Genomic DNA, 15114 nt, shown 5'->3' on the forward strand with positions numbered 1-15114 from the left:
AGGGGGGGGAGAGAGCCCGCCCTCTGGGGGGGGGGGGGGGTGGGGTTTGGGCCACCCCCCCAAGAGCATCCCGGCTGGCGCCGGGCACCGGGCTCTGCCCGGACCCGCGCCTCAATCGCCGGCGGGGCTGGGGGTTGCCGGGTCGTCGGGCTCTGCCCGGACCCGCTCCTCAAACGCCGGAGGGGCTGGGGGTTGCCGGGTCACCGGGCTGTGCCCGGACCCGCTCCTCAAGCCCGGGCCCGCGCCTCCCACGCCGAGGGGCTGGTGTTGCGGGTCACCGGGCTCTGCCCGGACCCGCGCCTGGAACGCCCCAGCCCCAGGGGGGCTGGGAGGTACCCCCTGGGGCTGGAACGTGCCCCTGCTGGTGGGCAGCCGCCCGTTGAGGGGTTGGATCGTGCCCGCCCCCCTCTGGCGGTGGGCAGGCGGTGGCGGGGTGTTTCGGACCCGTCAGGTCGGGAGGACCGTGGCTATGGATTGGGCCAGGTACGGGATGCGGTGGGCCGGGATGCCGGCGATGTTGATGCGGCCCGAGTCCGTGCCGTACACGGCACACCGGGTCCGCAGCTCCGTCATCCGCCCGGCCCCCAGCGGCAGCATGGAGAACATGCCCTTCTGGCGCGCCAGGACCCGGGCCACCCCCTCGTGCCCCAGGCTGGACAGGTGCGCCGCCAGATCCGTCCGGTTCGCGGTGATGCGGCCCCGCATGACCTCCAGCTCCGCCCGCCACGCGGTGCGCAGGCCGGGGTCCTCCAGGATGGTGGCGACCACCGCCGCCCCGTGCTCCGGGGGCATGGAGTAGAGGGTGCGCGCCGCGTTCTGCAGGGCCGTCTCCACGTGCTGGAGCGCCTGCGCCGAGGAGCCGAGCACGACCGCGCAGCCCGTACGGTCGCTGTACAGGCCGAAGTTCTTCGAGCAGCTGATCGCGACGAGCATCTCGGGCACCCGCGCCGCCAGCATCCGCGTGGGCGCGAGGTCGGCCTCCAGCCCGTCGCCGAGCCCGTGGTACGCCAGGTCCACCAGCGGCACCCAGCCGTGCTGCCCGGCCAGGTCGGCCAGTGCCGCCCAGGCCTCCTCGGACGGGTCCACCCCCGAGGGGTTGTGGCAGCAGCCCTGGAGCAGCACCACGTCGTCCCGCCGGGCCTGTGCCAGGTCCCCGAGCATGCCCTCGTGGTCGAAGCCGCCCTCCGCGTCCAGCCAGCGGTAGGCGCGCACGGTCAGCCCCGCCGCCTCCATGATCGGCCGGTGGTTGACGTACGCCGGGTCGCTGATCCACACCGTCGTGCCGGGCCGGGTGCGGCAGATGAGGTCCGCGAGCAGCCGGAGCGCCCCGGTGCCGGCGACCGTCTGGACGGCCGTGGCGCGGGCGGTGAGCCCGGGGGAGCCGAGTACGGTCGCCAGCATCGCCCGGTTGAAGGCGGTGTTGCCGGACAGCCCGCGGTACTCCTTGGACTCGGCCCGGGCCGCGAGCCGGGTCTCCGCCTCGCGGACCGCGCCCATCACGGGCGTGGCGCCGGTGTGGTCGCGGTACACGCCCAGCACGAGGTTGAGGCGCTCGGGACGCGGGTCGGCGCCGAACTCGGCGGCCAGGTCCCACAGCGGGTCGACGGGCGGGGGCGGGAGCAGCTCAAGCATCGGCGGGGACCTTGGTTCGGGGGCGTCGGTTGGCGAGCGCGACACCGGCGGTGATGAGGGGGACGCCGACGAGCACGGCGGTGGTCGGCGACTCGCCGAGCAGCGGGACGGCGAGCAGGACGACGAGGACCGGGCTGAGGCTGCCGACCACCGAGCTGCGCTCGGCGCCGACCCGGCGGATGGCGAAGGCGTACAGCAGTCCGGCGCACAGCCCCACCCCGAGGCCCTGGACGACCAGGAACAGCAGGATGTCGCCGCCCGCGGCGTGGGCCAGGCCGGTGGGCAGCACCCCGGCGAGGGCCAGCACGGCGATGATCACGAAAGAGGGCAGGCACAGCAGGCCGATCGAGCCCACCGGGTCGAGCTCGACCTCGCGCAGGCCGACCGTGTACAGCGCCCACAGTCCGCTGGCGAGGAGCAGCAGGCCGGATCCGGCCAGCACGTCCCCGTTCACGGGGACCACGTACCGCCAGACCAGGGCCAGCACCCCCGCCGCGATCAGGGCGAGCCCGGCGATCTGGGTGCCCCGGGGCAGCCCGCGTCCGGTCGCGGCCATCAGCCCGGCCACGAACAGCGGCACCATGCCCGGCACCAGCGAGCCCACGAACGCGGCCGAGGTGAGGGAGCCGCCCTGCATCGCGGCGAGGAAGAAGGGCACGCCCGCCCCGCACGCGACCTTGAGGGCGGCGGCCGGCCGGACCGCGGCGATGGCCCGGCGGCGGCGCCACAGGGCGGGGGCCAGCACGAGCAGCGGCAGCCCGTAGCGGAGCAGGGCCGCGTCGGCGGGCTTGAGGGTGGAGGAGCTCAGCGCGCGGGCGCTGAGGGCGAAGGCTGCCCAGATGGTGACGGTCAGCAGCAGCGCCGCCATGCCCACCGCCTGCGGGGACATCCCGCGGGCCGCCCGCCGGGCCGCGGGTGCCCGCGTGTCCCTGGTGTCGATCGTGACCAACGGGCCCCATCCTCCCGAGTGCGTGCCGGGCTTTCTGCCCACAGGGCAACGCTAGGTCCTTTCCGGAGGCACACGATTGCTAGTTCTGCCCCTCAGGCCTACCGTAGGGGCAGAATCTGCCAATAATCGTGAGAGTGGTGGCACGGTCCGGCAGAAACCGGACAGGTGCCGGGGCGGGAGCCCGGAACGGGAAGCGTGACGTGAAGGCCATGGACGCAGTGGATCTGCACATCATCCGGGAGCTCCAGGCCGACGGCCGGCTCTCCAACCAGGACCTCGCCGACCGGGTCCAGCTCTCCCCGTCCCCCTGCCTGCGGCGGGTCCGCCGGCTGGAGGAGGCCGGCCTGATCCGCGGGTACACCGCGATGGTCGACCAGTCCGCCTTCGGGCTGCCGATCACCGTGTTCGTCCGGGTCCGGCTGGAGCGCCACACCGGGGAGGCGGTGCGGCTCTTCGAGGAGCACGTCGGCCTCATCGAGCACATCCAGGACTGCTACCTCATGGCCGGGAGCAGCGACTACCTGATGCGCATCGTGATCGAGAGCCTGGAGGCGTACGAGGCCCTGGTCCGGACCCGGATCCACGCCATCCCCGGCATCGCCTCGATCGAGTCGAGCTTCGCCTTCGGCAGCGTCAAGCAGTCCCGTACCTACCCGCGCCCCGCCGTTCCGCGCGGCTGACCGGCCGCACCCCCTGCGGGAAGCGGAACAGCTCCCCGGGGTCGTAGGCGGCCTTGACCTCGCGCAGCCGGGCCAGGTTGGCCCCGTGGTACGCCCGGGACCAGGCCGTCAGCCGGGGGTCGGCGTAGTTCTGGTACGCCGACCCGTCCGTCCAGGGCCGCAGGTCCGACCAGAGCCCGTCCAGCCAGGCCTGCTGCCGGTCCGCGTCGGCCCGGGATGCGCCGGCCGGCCAGTACGCCAGGTACTGCGCCAGGAAGGCGCTGCCGCGGTGCACGAACGCGGTGTCCGCCGCCGCGACCCGGTTCACGGCACCCCCGCACACCCCGTCGAACTGCACCACCCCCGCTCCGCCCGGCGCGGCCGCACCGGCGTACCGGGCCACCGCCGCCAGCACCGCGTCGACCGCCGGGCCGGGCATCCCGCCGGCCGGCCAGAAGTCGGAGCGCGCCGCGTAGTCCTGCCGCCCGAGGAGGCCCTGCGGACCGCGGCCCGGCAGGGTCCCGGGCAGCCGGCACTGCGCGGGGGACAGGTCGAGGCAGCCCGACATGGCCCGCATCGTGTCGCCGTGGCTGCGCACCACGACATGGCCGTCCCGGGGTGCGGCCCCGGCCAGGTCCGCGAGGGCCGTCAGCCGGTTCTCCAGGTCCCGCCGTCCGTCCAGGCACACCACCCGCACCACCGGTCCCGGCGGCGGCCCGCCGTCGAGCGCGAACTCGGCCTGGCTCCAGAACGCGTCGGGCAGCCCGGCCTGCCAGCGCTGCCAGCCCCGCAGCAGCGCGCCCGCGTCCCGCCAGGCCCAGTGGAGCTCGGCGAAGGCGCAGTCCAGGGCCGGGCGGGTGCGGAAGCGGAACTCGGTCACGATCCCGAAGTTCCCGCCGCCCCCGCCGCGCAGGGCCCAGAACAGGCCGGGGTCCTGCCGGGCGTCCACCTCGCGCACCCGCCCGTCGGCGGTGACCACCCGGGCGCCGGTGAGGTGGTCGCTCGTGGTGCCGTAGGCCCGGCTGGTCACCCCGAGTCCGCCGCCGAGGGCGAGGCCCGCGATCCCCACGGTCGGGCACAGCCCGGCGGGCAGGGCCGCGCCGTGGGCGGCGAGCCCGGCGTGCAGGTCGCCCAGGCGCGTTCCGGCGCCGACCCGGGCGCTGCCGGTGCCGGTGACCAGCCGCCCCAGCGCCGACACGTCGACGACCAGGCCCGGGCCGGTGGACCAGCCCGCGTACGAGTGGCCGCCGGCGCGCGGGACGACCGGGGTCCCGGTCCGGCGGGCGAAGTCGATGCACGCGGCAACGTCCAGGTCGTGGGCGGGGTAGGCGACCGCTGCCGGCGCGACGGAGTCGTACCGCGGCTGGTAGAGGCCGCGGGCCTCCGGATAGCCGGGCTCGCCGGGCCGTACCAGCGGGCCGTCGAGCCCGGCGGCCAGGGCGGTGAAGTCCGCGTCCCGCCCCTGCCGCGGCCCGCCCGGCCGTCTCGTGGTTCCCGTCCCGAGGGCGGCCAGTCCCGCCGCCCCGCGCAGCAGTGCGCGCCGCCCGATCCTCATGGCCCCACTAGTGCCACCGCCCAGCGGCGGGTTCCGGCAGCCCGGGCCGGGCCGGCCGGCCGCCCACCCGATCGGCGGACCCGGGGTGGCCTGGAACATCCGGGCGATCGCACCGCAGTTCGGGGATCATGACAGCATGGTCGGGCAACGCGCCGCCAGAGAAAGGGAGTTCCATGACCGGTGTCCGCAAGAGCCTGGCCAAGGTGGAGGTCGCGCTGAAGTGGGACCCGAGCCCCTCGGGGACCCCGGCCCACGACCTCGACATCATCGCGGCGGTCTACGGCGCGGACGACCCCCACGGCGAGCCGGTCCACCTCGTGCACTTCGGCCGCCGCTCGCCCGACGGCACCATCACCCTCAACCGGGACAGCCGTACCGGCCAGGGCTTCGGCTACGACGAGGTCATGACGGTCGAACTCGACCGGATGGCCGAGAGCCTGGCGCGGGTGGTGGTCGGCGTGGTCATCCAGGGGGACGGCCCGAAGACCTTCGGCTCCATACCCGGCACCGGGGTCCGGGTCCGCCAGGGCGCCGAGGACCTGGCCCTGAGCGACCTGTCGGCCGTCGCGGATGCGACGGCCGCCGCGGTCGCCGAGTTCACCCGGGACGGCTCGGGGGGCTGGAACGCGGACCTGGTCCTGCGCGGATTCTCCGTGGGTCCCGAGGAGTTCACCCGGGTCATGGGCGCCCGCTGATCCGGTGAAAAGGTGTCATGTCCGGACTGTCCGGGCATTGGCGGAAGTTTGTCCTCCGGATCGCGGCTCTGCAAGGATCCGTTGCTCTGTTCCCCAGAGCAACGGAGGCCACCCTTGCGGTTCCGCCTGACACGCCGTATACCCACGCACGGCCGAGCCCGCCTGCTCGCCGTGGCCGCAGCCGCGGGCCTGGTGCTGGGCGGGGGCCTCGCCGCCCCCGCCACCGCCGCCGACCCGGCACCGGCCGGCTCCGCCCAGCCGCAGGCCACCACGGCCACCGCCACCGCCACGGCCGCCACCGCCTTCAGCGGCCCCGGAACCCCGGCCGGCAGCGCCGAGTTCGCCATGAAGTCCGGCGGGGACATCAGCGGCCGGGTGGCCGACCTGGACGCCGCCCTCCACAAGCAGGGCGTGCAGAACCTGCTCGACCAGGCCAACCGCACCGCGACCACCGGCACCGCCTGCGCCACCGACCCCTTCGGCTCCGGCGACCGCGGCACCCCCCTCGCCCCCGCACGCACGTACTGCTTCGACTCCTCGGACTCGCTGTCCACCGAGTGGATCCCGCAGGCCGTCACCGGAGCCTCCGACGCCCAGCAGGACGAACGGTGGGGCACCAAGCGCCCGGTGCTCGTGGGCTCGTACGACAGCGAGAACCCGGGCCGCGGGGACGCCGACGGCTGCACCACCGCCGAGCCCGACTCCTGCAACGAGAAGGGCGTACGGGTCACCTTCCTCGACCCGGACACCAACAAGTACCGCCACGTGCTGCTCGTGTGGCCGTACTACAACAGCTACGGCAACATCTCGTACGACGCCGTGCACGCGAGCGAGAACCCGCAGCAGAACGGCATCCACGCCGGCGGGATCGTCTGGTACGGGAACCGCCTGTACGTCGCCGACACCATGAACGGCATCCGGGTCTTCGACATGCGGTACATCATGGACCTCAACCCGGACCAGGACGCGAGCACCAACGACGCCACCGAGAACGGCCTGACCAGCAACGTCCAGGACGTCCGCAAGATCGGCCGGCAGAGCGGGGTCTACTACTCCTTCGGCTACCGCTACGTGATGCCGCAGGTGGCGAGCTGGACCTTCAGCGCCCCCCAGTACAACTCGGCGAAGCTCTCCACCTGTGAGGACCGCGGCGCCCCCAAGGCCTCGTACCTGTCGGTGGACCGCAGCACCAACCCGGACGAGCTGATCATGGGCGAGTACTGCCGGGCCACCACCGAACTCCCCTCCACCGGCCGCATCGGCGGGTTCAAGCTCGACGGCGACACCGGCGAGATCATGTCGACCAACGGGGTCACCCAGCTCGCCGACTGGGCGAACCACCTGCCCGTCGAGGGCGTCCAGGGCGCAGCCAAGTACCAGGGCACCGTCTACCTGAACCAGAGCCACCTGCACGCGAACGGCAGCCTCTACCGGGCCCGGTTCGATGCGGCCAAGGCGCTGACCGTCAGCGGGGCCGAGGTCCCGACCGCCGTCGGACCGGAGGACCTGTACGTGGAACACGGCGAGTCCACCGGCAGCCCGGCCCTGCTGTGGTCCGTCACCGAGCACCGCGCCAACACGGCCTCTTCCTCCTGCGCGGCGACCGACGTCTCGCCCTGCGGCCGCGTGCTCTACGCACACCGCATCGGCGACGTCCTCGCCCGTCCGTAGGGCGAGGACGGGCGGGGGCCGGCCGGTCAGTCCGTGAAGCTGCCGTGCCGGCCGGCCCCCGCCGCGAAGCGGGCGGCCCCCGCCCGGGTCTCCCCGGCGGACAGCGGCACCAGGCCGTGCCGGTACTCGTTGCGCAGGGCCGCCGCCCCGTCGAGGCCGTGCTGCTCGCGCACCGAGAGCCGGTCCTGCCGCAGGCACAGCTGAGGGAACCCCGCGATCTCGTGCGCCAGCCGCTCGGCGGCCGCCCGGGCCTGCCCCGGCGGCACGAGGCGGTTCACCAGCCCCATCCCGTACGCCTCCGGCGCGGGCACGGCGCGCCCGGTGAGGATCAGGTCCATCGCGCGGCTCTCGCCGATCAGCCGCGGCAGCCGTACGGTGCCCCCGTCGATCAGCGGCACGCCCCACCGCCGGCAGAAGACCCCGAGGACGGCGTCCTCCTCGGCCACCCGCAGGTCGCACCAGAGCGCCAGCTCCAGGCCGCCCGCCACGGCATGGCCGGAAATGGCGGCAATAGCGGGTTTGCCCAGTTCCATCCGGGTCGGGCCCATGGGGCCGTCCCCGTCCTCGGCCACCCGGTTGCCCCGCCCGCCGCCCATCGCCTTGAGGTCGGCGCCCGCGCAGAAGGTGCCGCCCTCGCCCCACAGCACGGCCACGGCCGCCTCCGGGTCGGCGTCGAAGGTGCGGAAGGCCGCCGCGAGCGCCGCCGCCGCCGGTCCGTCGACCGCGTTGCGCACCCCCGGCCGGTCCAGCACCACCGTGAAGACCGGCCCGTCCCGCTCGATCCGCACCCCGTCCGTGCCGTCCGCCCTGCCGCCCGCCGCGCCGTCCACCGTGCCGTCCACCGTGCCCACTCCGCGCCCCCTCGTCCGCCGCCGCCCCGGACCCCTCGCCCGGGCGGGCGGATCACAGCATGGCCCACCCCGGCCTACGCCGACAGGGGGCAATGTCCGAATTCGGCTTCTTCATGCCTCCATATCCACTCATGCCGTATTCGGCGCGGGGCCCGTGAGGTGGGTCACGCGGAATCCTCGTGCGAAGCCACGGGAGCCGGCCGCGGCCCTTGTGCCGCCCGGAAGTTGGGGACGCCCTCCGGCGGTGCGGAATGATCCTTTTCCGGTGGATCGGTCAATTTCATTTCCTCGTGCAATTCACGTCTTGTTCTGTGCGCCCTGCTTCCTTTAGCGTCACCGTCAATCCGAGCGGAACGCCGAATCCTGCCGCCGCCCGGACATCCATCCACCCACGCGCGACACGGCAGGAGCGGGGGAACCAGGCAGGCCGCCGGCCCGGACACGGGACGGCTCGGGGTGAAGCCGCACACGCCGTGCGGCCGGGCAGCTCCAGCCCGAACCCGACAGCTCACCTCGCAGGCGTCGGAGAGGACACCGCCATGCCCGCAAAGGGTAAGCACCGCCGCCCGAAGAACAACCCGCTCAGCCGCGGCTTCGTCGCCGCCGGCACGGGCGGCGCAGCCCTCGCCCTTCCGCTGATCGGTGCCAGCGTGGCCGACGCCGCGGCCCCGAATGCGGCGGCGCAGTCCGTGCATTCCATCACCACCGCAAAGTCCGCTCCGGCGGCAGCCCCGGGGAAGGCGCCCGCCAAGGGGCCGGCCACCTATTCCGTCAAGGCCGGCGACTCCCTTTCCGGGATCGCCCGTTCGCAGCACGTGACCGGCGGCTGGAAGAAGCTGTACCAGGACAACCGGAACGTCATCGGCGGGGACCCGGCGCTCATCCACCCCGGCCTCAAGCTCACCCTCGGCGCCCCCAACCCCGCCAAGGCCAAGCCGGCCAAGTCGGCGGCGGCGAAGGCGAAGAGCGCCGCCGACCGGGCCGCGGCCCCGGCCCGCGCCGACCGCTCGGCCCGGACCACCGCCGCCCCGAAGGCCGTGAGCTACCCGAACAACCTGGACGGCTGGATCCGCGAGTCGCTGGACATCATGGCCCGCCACGGCATCCCGGGCAGCTACCAGGGGATCTACCGCAACGTCATGCGCGAGTCCTCCGGCAACCCCCTCGCCATCAACAACTGGGACTCGAACGCGGCGGCCGGCATCCCCTCCAAGGGCCTGCTCCAGGTGATCGACCCCACCTTCCGCGCCTACCACGTGCCCGGCACCTCGACCGACTCCTACGACCCGGTCGCCAACATCACCGCGGCCTGCAACTACGCGGCCGCCCGCTACGGTTCGATCGACAACGTCTTCGGCGCCTACTGACCGGAGAGCCAGGCGAGGACCTGGCCGGCGTGCTCGTCGGGCGGGAAGACCGGGTGGAAGACGTGCTCGATCCTCCCGTCCCGCACGACGAGCGTCAGCCGCCTGAAGAGGGTCCGGCCCTCGAACTCGAAGGTGGGCAGGTCCAGCGCCCGCGCCAGGGCGAGGTCCGGATCGGACAGCAGCGGGTACGGCAGTCCCAGCCGCTCCACCACCTCCGCCTGGTACGGGGTGTCCTGGCCGGACAGCCCGTAGACCCGGGCCCCCGCCGCCAGCAGCTCCCGGTGGTGGTCCCGGAAGCCGCAGGCCTGCGCGGTGCAGCCGCGCGCCCCGGGGATCTCCTCCCAGCCGGCCGGCAGGTCGGCCTCCGGGCGCCCGGTCAGCGGGTAGACGTACAGGACGGTGCGGCCGGGGCCCAGCCGGTCCAGCCGTACCGTCCCGCCCGACGTGGCGGACAGGGCGAGCGGCGGCGCGGCCAGTCCCGGCAGGTGCGCCGCGGCTCCGTCGTCCTCCGGCACGGGCAGCCCGGCCGGCAGCCGGTACGGGTCCTCCCGACCGGGCCGTGCCGTGCTGTTGCGGTACGCCGCCGAGTGCAGCCGTCCGGCCAGCGCCGATCGGCGGGCGGTCAGCGCCTCGATGCGCGCGTCCAGGTCCTCGATCGCCGCCCGGTAACCGGCCAGCGAGGCCGGGCAGTCGTCGCCGTGCTCGCTCCCGCCGTCCAGGCAGTCCAGGAACGGGCGGGTCCGCTCCACCGGGATACCCATCGCGCCGAGCGCCCTGATCTCCCGTACCAGGCGCACCTCGTGGTCCCCGTACTCCCGGTAGCCGTTGGGCAGCCGGCCGGGGGAGATGAGCCCGAGGGACTCGTAGTAGCGCACCGCCTTCGCGGTCGCCCCCGCCCGCCGCGCCGCCTCGCCGATCCTCATGCCGCCCCCGCCGTCCGCGCGGCCCCCCGTCGGCGCCGCCTCCGCTGCGGCTCACGCTAGACCTTGCCCCGGAGGGCAAGGTCAAGCCCCCGGCCGGCCGGAGCCGGACGGGGGCGGGGGAGCGGTACGGCCCGGGCGGGACCGGGGTCAGCCGTGCCGCAGGGGGGTGAGCTGCTCGATGTCGTAGCGGGTCCGCAGGCCCGCGATGGCCTCCTCGTCCACCGGCCCCGGCCCGGACAGGATCGCGAACAGCTCCTCGAAGTAGCGCTCGTGGTCCGGCGGCGGCGAGGACTGGAAGAACATCCGGGCCGGCTCCCGGGACCGGTTGGCGAAGGCGTGCGGGCAGCCGGGCGGCACCACGATCACCGTGCCCGGCCCGGCGTGCACCGGCCGCCGCCCGGTGGCGGACTTCCAGTTCCGCCAGTCCTCGCTGGTCCGGATGCGCGGCTCGAAGGCCAGCACCTCCAGCTCCCCTTCGAGCACGTAGAACAACTCCTCGCTGTGGGCGTGCACATGGGCGCCCACGTCGAAACCGGGAGGCACCACGACCTCGAAGCTGGAGGCCACCCGGGAGTGCTCGCCGGTCACCTTGAAGGTGACCTCGTGGGCCGGGGTGACCAGCGTCCGCCCGTGCCCGGCGGGCACCAGCAGGCCGTCCGGGGAGTGCGCGAAGACGGTCACCAGGTCACCGGCAATCCCTCGGGGCCCCGGATCAGCGCCCCCGGCCGCCACCGCAGTTCCGGCTCCGGCACCGCGAGCCGCAGTCCGGGGAAGCGGTCCAGCAGCGCGTCCACCATCAGCTCCGACTCCAGCCGGGCGAGCAGTCCGCCGAGGCAGTAGTGGGGCCCGTAGCCGAAGGCGACGTGCGGGTTGGGGCTGCGGTCGAGGACGATCTCCTCCGGGTCGGGGAAGACCTCCGGGTCCCGGTTCGCCGCCAGGTACGAGACGTACACCGCCTCGCCCGCCCTGATCCGGTGCCCGGCGACGGTCACGTCCTCCATCGCGATCCGGGACAGGCCCACCGCACTGCGGTGCGGGATGTAGCGCAGCAGCTCGTCGAGGGCGGTGGGCCGCAGCGCCGGGCGCTCCCGCAGGCGCTGCGCCAACTCCGGCCGGCTCAGCAGGATGTACGCCATGTTGCCGGTGTTGTTGGTGACGGCCTCGCCCCCGATCTGGATGAGCAGGGCCAGGCCCACCGCCTCCGAGGCGGTGACGTCCCCCTGGCCGACGGCGGTCGCCAGCAGCCCGACGATGTCCTCGCCGCCGCTGCCGCGCCGCCGCTCCAGCAGTTCGGCGAAGTACGCCGACATCGCGTCCTTCGCCTGCTCGCTGCGGGAGGCGCCGGCGCTGGACGAAAGGATCAGCATGGTCCATTCGTGCATCCGGGGCCGGTCCTCGGCGGGCACGCCCATCAGTTCGCACACCACCGCGAGGGGGAACGGGGCCAGCATCCGCTCGGTCAGGTCGGCGGGCGGGCCGTCGCGCAGCATCCCGTCGACCAGCTCGTCCAGCATCTCCTTCGCCCGCTCGCGCAGCCGCTCCACCCCGCGGGTGGTGAAGGCGGGGGCCACCGCCCGCCGCAGCCGGGTGTGGTCCGGCGGGTCCTCGAACCCGACCGCCCCGTCCACCGGGATGAAGTGCGGGGCCAGCCGGGTGACGTTGTGCGAGACGACGGCCTTCCGGCTGAACCGGCGGTCGTTCGTCACCATGCGGACGTCCTCGTAGCGGGACACCAGCCAGGCCCAGCCGTCCCCGTTCGGCAGCCGGATCCGGGTCACCGGCCCCTCGCGCATCAGCCGGGCGAGCACCGGGTCGAAGTCCACACCCGTGAGGTCCAGGGCCGGCCAGTCGCGCACCGGGGGCTGCTGCAGGGCGCGGTCGGCACCGGCACCGGAGGTGCCCGTGCCGGTGCCGGCGCCCGCCGTCTCAGTCGACATGCAGCGACTCCCGCTCCATCGCCTCGGTGAGCTCCGCCAGCTCCTGGTCCTCCTCCGAGGTCCAGCAGCCCAGGGAGATCTCCGCCGTGATGCCCGGCCCGAACCCGGCCAGGAGCCCCCGGGCCGTGTCCTCCGCACCGCCCGCGTCGAAGAGCCGGCGCAGCGCGTCCAGCACCACCGCACTCGCGATGTTGCCGTACTCCGTCAGGGTGGCCCGGCTGAAGCGGAAGGCCTCGGAAGGCACCCCGAGGAACTTGCTCAGGTCGTCCAGGATCCTCGGACCACCCGCGTGGACGATGTAGAAGTCCAGATCTGCCGCGTCCCAGCCGTGCTGGTGGGCGAGTTGCTGCAGGGCCGGAGCCAGCGGCTCCATGGTGCCCGGCACCCGCCGGTCCAGCTTGAAGTGGAACCCGGTGGAGCGGACGTCGTACGCGATCCAGTCCTCGGTGTCCGGCACCAGGTAGGAACCGTTGCGCTGGAGCTCGATGCCGGTGCCGCCGCGGCCGCGCACGACGGCGGCCGCCAGACCGTCGCCGAAGAGGCCGTTGGACAGCAGGTTGCCCACTTCGAGGTCGCCCGGCTGGTAGCACAGCGAGCAGAACTCGCAGGCCACGATGAGGGCGTTGGCCCCCGGGTAGGCGGTGCAGAAGTCGTGCGCCCGGTTGATGGCGGCGCCGCCCGCGGCACACCCCAGCTGCGCGATCGGCAGCTGCCGGCAGTCCGTCCGGAACCCCATCCGGTTGATCAGCCACGCCGTCAGCGAGGGCATCATGAAGCCCGTGCAGGAGACGTAGACGATCGCGTCGATGTCGGACGCCCGGAGGCCTGCGTTCTCCAGGGCCTCCTGCACCACGGCCGGGACGCGGGCCTTGGCCTCGGCCTCGTAGACGGTGTTGCGGTACTCGAAGCCGGGGTGTTTGAGCGTCTCCTCGATGGGCTGCACGATGTGCCGCTTCTCGACTCCGGTGTTCCGGATGAGCCGCAGCGCGAGGTCGAGCTGCGGGTGGTCCGCGTGAACGGAGCGGGCGAGATCAAGCGTCTGCTCCATGGTGATCACGTGCTCGGGCACGGACACCGTTGGTTTGCACAGAGTAGCCATCGCGTGGGGTCTCCTTTCGCGTTCTGCAAAAGCCTCACGGACAGCCGGGGTTTGCGCGCGCTGAGGAGTTCCGCCGGGACCTGCGCCATTCCGGTGATCCGAGGGCGGCTCCGGGCCAGTCGACTGGCAAAAGGGAATGGATTCCTCCACCGCGCCCTGCGGTGGTGCACCACGGTGCGTGACGAGAGAACCGGGAGACCCCATGACGTCAGACCCCGAGACGGCGGTCAGGCAGCAGCCCACGGCGCAGCCGGCCGGCTGTCCCGAGGCGGACGGCGGCGTCCACTTCTGGAGCCTGGACGACCTGGAAGCCCTGGACTTCGACCCGTTCCTGCAGGACCGGCTCGGCGAGACCAGCGCCGCCCGCATCAAGCTCCCGTACGGCCAGGACTCGGCCTGGCTGATGAGCCGCTACGAGCACGTCAAACAGGTGACGACCGACCCCCGGTTCAGCCGCGAGGAACTCGTCGAGCGCACCGTCACCAGCTCCTCCCCGCACGCGATCGCCTCGCTGAAGGCCTCGCTCAACTACGCCGACCCGCCCCGGCTCAACGTGATGCGGCGCGTGGTGGCCCGGGCCTTCACCGGCAAGAGCATGCTGCGGCTGCGCCCCACCGCCCAGCAGACCTGCGACGAACTCCTCGACGGGATGGAGCGGCACGGCGCACCGGCCGACCTGGTGGAGCACCTGCACGGACCGTTCCCGCTGGCCGTGGTGAGCGACCTGCTCGGCGTGCCCGAGGAGATGCGGCGCAACATGACCTCCTGGGCCGACATGATCATGGCCCCCGGGGCCGCGCCCTCCCGCAGTGCCGGGGCCAAGCAGACGGTCCGCGAGTGCGTGGTGGACCTGCTGGCCCTGCGCCGCGAGGCACCGCAGGACGACCTCGGCGGCGTGCTCGCCTCCGCCACCCTGGCCGGTGAGATCACCGAGGACGAGGCCGTCTCGCTGGCCACCGCCATCCTCGTGAGCGGGGCCCACGCCGTCCGCAACAACAGCGCCAACATGGTGTTCGCGCTTCTCACCCACCCGGAGCAACTCGAACGGCTGCGTGCCGAGCCCGGCATGATCCCGCAGGCCGTCGACGAACTGCTCCGGTTCATCCCGCACCGCAGCGGGGTGGGCCTGCCCCGGGTGGCCACGGAGGACGTGGAAATGGGCGGGGTGCTGATCCGCAGGGGGGAAGCGGTCTACGCCTCGTACCTGGCGGCCAACCGGGACCCCGCGATGTTCCGCGACCCCGACACCATCGACTTCGACCGCGGCCCCATCGCCCACATGTCCTTCGGCAACGGCCCGCACCACTGCGTGGGTTCGATGCTCGCCCGGATGGAGTCCGAGATCATCCTCGAAACCCTCCTCGACCGGTACCCGAAGCTGGCCCTCGCCGTGCCCGCCGAAAGCCTCGCCTGGCAGACCGGCGCACTGATCCGCGGGCCCCGGACCCTGCCGGTGACCTGGTGAGCGGCCGCCACGAGATACGGGTCGCGGGGGGCGACCCCGACCACATAGAACTGGCGGCGCTCACCGCCGCCCTGCTCGCCCTGGCCAGGCACAGGCACGCGCTCCGTGCGCGGCCTGCGCCTGCGCCGCACCGGCCTACCTGGACCCGCAGCCGGCCGGGTCCGGCCCATCCGGCCCAGTCCTGGCAGGCCCACGGCCACCGGAGGTCCGGCTGACCGCCGGCGCGGAGAGCATGCGCCCAGACGGCGTACGGCCGCCCGGGTGCGGGCCGGTGAAGGCGCCTGCACCCGGGCGGCGACGTTCCGCTGCCG

General features: G+C 73.8%; 14 protein-coding genes and 1 riboswitch. Of the genes, 6 read left to right on the plus strand and 8 right to left on the minus strand.

What is annotated here, in order from left to right; all coding sequences use genetic code 11:
- Positions 1–447: 447 nt before the first annotated feature.
- The gene (locus ACZ407_RS27445; RefSeq protein ID WP_468132773.1) at positions 448–1632 is read right to left on the minus strand and encodes an amino acid aminotransferase; all 1185 of its coding nucleotides are present in this window, start codon (positions 1630–1632) and stop codon (positions 448–450) included.
- Positions 1625–2581, minus strand: coding sequence for an EamA family transporter (locus tag ACZ407_RS27450; protein ID WP_468132775.1), 957 nt, complete (start codon positions 2579–2581; stop codon positions 1625–1627). Before ACZ407_RS27450 ends, ACZ407_RS27445 begins: the two co-directional genes overlap by 8 nt.
- A 209-nt stretch (positions 2582–2790) precedes the next feature.
- Here ACZ407_RS27450 and ACZ407_RS27455 point away from each other — a divergent pair, with 209 nt between their 5' ends.
- Positions 2791–3261: an Lrp/AsnC family transcriptional regulator gene (locus ACZ407_RS27455; protein WP_468132777.1), complete on the plus strand. Its 471-nt coding sequence runs from the start codon at positions 2791–2793 to the stop codon at positions 3259–3261.
- On the opposite strand, the gene ACZ407_RS27460 is transcribed toward ACZ407_RS27455, so the two are convergent.
- On the minus strand, positions 3215–4795 hold the full coding sequence (locus ACZ407_RS27460; RefSeq protein ID WP_468132779.1) for an FAD-binding oxidoreductase: 1581 nt from the start codon (positions 4793–4795) through the stop codon (positions 3215–3217). The two genes, ACZ407_RS27455 and ACZ407_RS27460, sit on opposite strands and share 47 nt — an antisense overlap.
- 173 nt (positions 4796–4968) lie before the next feature.
- Here ACZ407_RS27460 and ACZ407_RS27465 point away from each other — a divergent pair, with 173 nt between their 5' ends.
- Positions 4969–5490 (plus strand): TerD family protein, encoded by a 522-nt coding sequence (locus ACZ407_RS27465; protein ID WP_468132781.1) that lies wholly within the window; start codon positions 4969–4971, stop codon positions 5488–5490.
- Positions 5491–5661: 171 nt separating this feature from the next.
- The gene (locus ACZ407_RS27470; RefSeq protein ID WP_468132783.1) at positions 5662–7161 is read left to right on the plus strand and encodes a hypothetical protein; all 1500 of its coding nucleotides are present in this window, start codon (positions 5662–5664) and stop codon (positions 7159–7161) included.
- A 26-nt stretch (positions 7162–7187) separates the two neighbouring features.
- On the opposite strand, the gene ACZ407_RS27475 is transcribed toward ACZ407_RS27470, so the two are convergent.
- On the minus strand, positions 7188–8003 hold the full coding sequence (locus tag ACZ407_RS27475) for a crotonase/enoyl-CoA hydratase family protein (protein WP_468132857.1): 816 nt from the start codon (positions 8001–8003) through the stop codon (positions 7188–7190).
- A 385-nt stretch (positions 8004–8388) separates the two neighbouring features.
- Positions 8389–8549: riboswitch (cyclic di-AMP (ydaO/yuaA leader) on the plus strand.
- Between the two features lie 2 nt (positions 8550–8551).
- Between ACZ407_RS27475 and ACZ407_RS27480 the strand changes: the two genes are divergently transcribed.
- The gene (locus ACZ407_RS27480) at positions 8552–9379 is read left to right on the plus strand and encodes a LysM peptidoglycan-binding domain-containing protein (RefSeq protein WP_468132785.1); all 828 of its coding nucleotides are present in this window, start codon (positions 8552–8554) and stop codon (positions 9377–9379) included.
- Here the strand turns inward: ACZ407_RS27480 and ACZ407_RS27485 are convergent.
- The 4 genes from ACZ407_RS27485 to ACZ407_RS27500 form a co-directional block, all read right to left on the minus strand.
- Positions 9373–10302, minus strand: coding sequence for a redoxin domain-containing protein (locus ACZ407_RS27485; protein ID WP_468132787.1), 930 nt, complete (start codon positions 10300–10302; stop codon positions 9373–9375). The two genes, ACZ407_RS27480 and ACZ407_RS27485, sit on opposite strands and share 7 nt — an antisense overlap.
- Before the next feature lie 147 nt (positions 10303–10449).
- A complete protein-coding gene (locus ACZ407_RS27490; protein ID WP_468132789.1) occupies positions 10450–10983 on the minus strand; it encodes a cupin domain-containing protein in 534 nt (177 codons plus the stop codon).
- On the minus strand, positions 10980–12239 hold the full coding sequence (locus ACZ407_RS27495; RefSeq protein WP_468132791.1) for a cytochrome P450: 1260 nt from the start codon (positions 12237–12239) through the stop codon (positions 10980–10982). The genes ACZ407_RS27490 and ACZ407_RS27495 overlap by 4 nt, the downstream gene beginning before the upstream one ends.
- Positions 12229–13542 carry a type III polyketide synthase gene (locus ACZ407_RS27500; protein ID WP_468132793.1) on the minus strand — a complete coding sequence of 438 codons (1314 nt, stop codon included), beginning with the start codon at positions 13540–13542 and terminating at the stop codon, positions 12229–12231. The genes ACZ407_RS27495 and ACZ407_RS27500 overlap by 11 nt, the downstream gene beginning before the upstream one ends.
- Between ACZ407_RS27500 and ACZ407_RS27505 the strand changes: the two genes are divergently transcribed.
- Both ACZ407_RS27505 and ACZ407_RS27510 read left to right on the plus strand, forming a co-directional pair.
- Complete coding sequence (locus ACZ407_RS27505; protein ID WP_468132795.1) at positions 13541–14803, plus strand: cytochrome P450; 1263 nt, start codon at positions 13541–13543, stop codon at positions 14801–14803. The two genes, ACZ407_RS27500 and ACZ407_RS27505, sit on opposite strands and share 2 nt — an antisense overlap.
- Entirely contained in the window at positions 14800–15018 is a 219-nt protein-coding gene (locus ACZ407_RS27510; RefSeq protein ID WP_468132797.1) for an acyl-CoA carboxylase epsilon subunit, read from the plus strand. Before ACZ407_RS27505 ends, ACZ407_RS27510 begins: the two co-directional genes overlap by 4 nt.
- Positions 15019–15114: the final 96 nt, after the last annotated feature.

This window comes from Streptomyces sp. NPDC030809, from assembly GCF_055572195.1.

What these genes read in the sequence shown, in the direction of transcription:
- ACZ407_RS27445 (WP_468132773.1), bottom strand. Translation starts at nt 1,632, where the DNA reads ATGCTTGAGCTGCTCCCGCCCCCGCCCGTCGACCCGCTGTGGGACCTG.
- ACZ407_RS27455 (WP_468132777.1), top strand. Translation starts at nt 2,791, where the DNA reads ATGGACGCAGTGGATCTGCACATCATCCGGGAGCTCCAGGCCGACGGC.
- ACZ407_RS27460 (WP_468132779.1), bottom strand. Translation starts at nt 4,795, where the DNA reads ATGAGGATCGGGCGGCGCGCACTGCTGCGCGGGGCGGCGGGACTGGCC.
- ACZ407_RS27465 (WP_468132781.1), top strand. Translation starts at nt 4,969, where the DNA reads ATGACCGGTGTCCGCAAGAGCCTGGCCAAGGTGGAGGTCGCGCTGAAG.
- ACZ407_RS27480 (WP_468132785.1), top strand. Translation starts at nt 8,552, where the DNA reads ATGCCCGCAAAGGGTAAGCACCGCCGCCCGAAGAACAACCCGCTCAGC.
- ACZ407_RS27485 (WP_468132787.1), bottom strand. Translation starts at nt 10,302, where the DNA reads ATGAGGATCGGCGAGGCGGCGCGGCGGGCGGGGGCGACCGCGAAGGCG.
- ACZ407_RS27495 (WP_468132791.1), bottom strand. Translation starts at nt 12,239, where the DNA reads ATGTCGACTGAGACGGCGGGCGCCGGCACCGGCACGGGCACCTCCGGT.
- ACZ407_RS27505 (WP_468132795.1), top strand. Translation starts at nt 13,541, where the DNA reads ATGACGTCAGACCCCGAGACGGCGGTCAGGCAGCAGCCCACGGCGCAG.
- ACZ407_RS27500 (WP_468132793.1), bottom strand. Translation starts at nt 13,542, where the DNA reads ATGGGGTCTCCCGGTTCTCTCGTCACGCACCGTGGTGCACCACCGCAG.